We start from the raw sequence: 1,081 nt of genomic DNA on the forward strand, positions 1-1,081 counted from the left end.
GGGGTCAAGAGTGGGACCATTCCCGATCAGATCAGGGGTCTGCTCAGTTCAAACCCCGACCGTGTCAGCTTCCTCAACTGGGGCAAGCATCAGGGAACGAACGAGTACCGATATGTCCAGAACGTCATATTGGCAGGTATGAACAACCACCCAGAGACGGACTATGAAGTGAAAGCGCGATATTACTGCGGCATCGCGAACGATCAGGAGGTCTCCAAGACCCTCGTGGAAGAGATGGCGGCAGGAGAACACATGCACCATATCCTGCAGGCTTTGTGTCGATCCTCAGTCAGGCTGGGCAGTGGCTCCAAGTGTGGTCCCTGCAACGCCTACATCGTCGCCCCGAAGCGGTCAGGCATCCGTAAGCTACTCCCCAAGGTCTTCCCAGGCTGCGAGATCAGGTCATGGAAGCCCAGCAAGAGCAAGCCCAAAGGCAAGGTCCAAGAAGCGTTGACCTACATCGAGGGGTTCTTCGATAGCTATCCTGAAGGGACGTTGCCGTTCATCGAACTGCGATCCGCTCTTGGTTATGACGCTTCCAACTTCCGACGCCGCATCCGCAACCACGAAACCTTCAAGGCTGGGTTGGCAGGCATGGGGATTGAAGAAGTCACCACAGGTAACGCTGGATATCGCAATGCTTTCGCAATGACGTGGGGAGGTATCAGCCTTGTGCATGGGCCCTGCTTGATCACGGATGTGTAAGCCAGAAAAATGTGAGCGCCTCACCATATATCGGGGCGTTCGCAATTTCCCCCATGGCCTCGATGTCGCCCTGCCACCCAGCCAACAACTATGACCACCGCTCCAGCATAAGCAATGTGAGTACGCCCCCGGGAACCGCACTGAGCCAAGCCAGCAATTGGGTCTTCGAGCCGCCGTAGTACAAACCGTAGTACACAACGCGCCTGTTGACCTTGGCTTGGCTATCGCGATACCCCTTACTTTGCTGACGGGAGACCTGACGAGGGTGCCTGTAACGGGAATAGAACACCGCCCCCGGGCACCATTCCCAACAGGTAAGCTACTGTTTCCCTTCAGCTTTAACTGGAGCTGACCAAGGGCGTAGTACATGCTGGAG

The 1,081-nt window shown here is 56.1% G+C and carries 1 pseudogene; it reads left to right on the top strand.

Annotated features, from left to right (window positions below):
• A pseudogene (locus ACR0NM_RS20820) lies at positions 1-705 on the top strand (hypothetical protein); the annotation flags it as partial.
• Positions 706-1,081: the final 376 nt, after the last annotated feature.

It is taken from the genome of Ruegeria sp. AF2 (genome assembly GCF_056542025.1).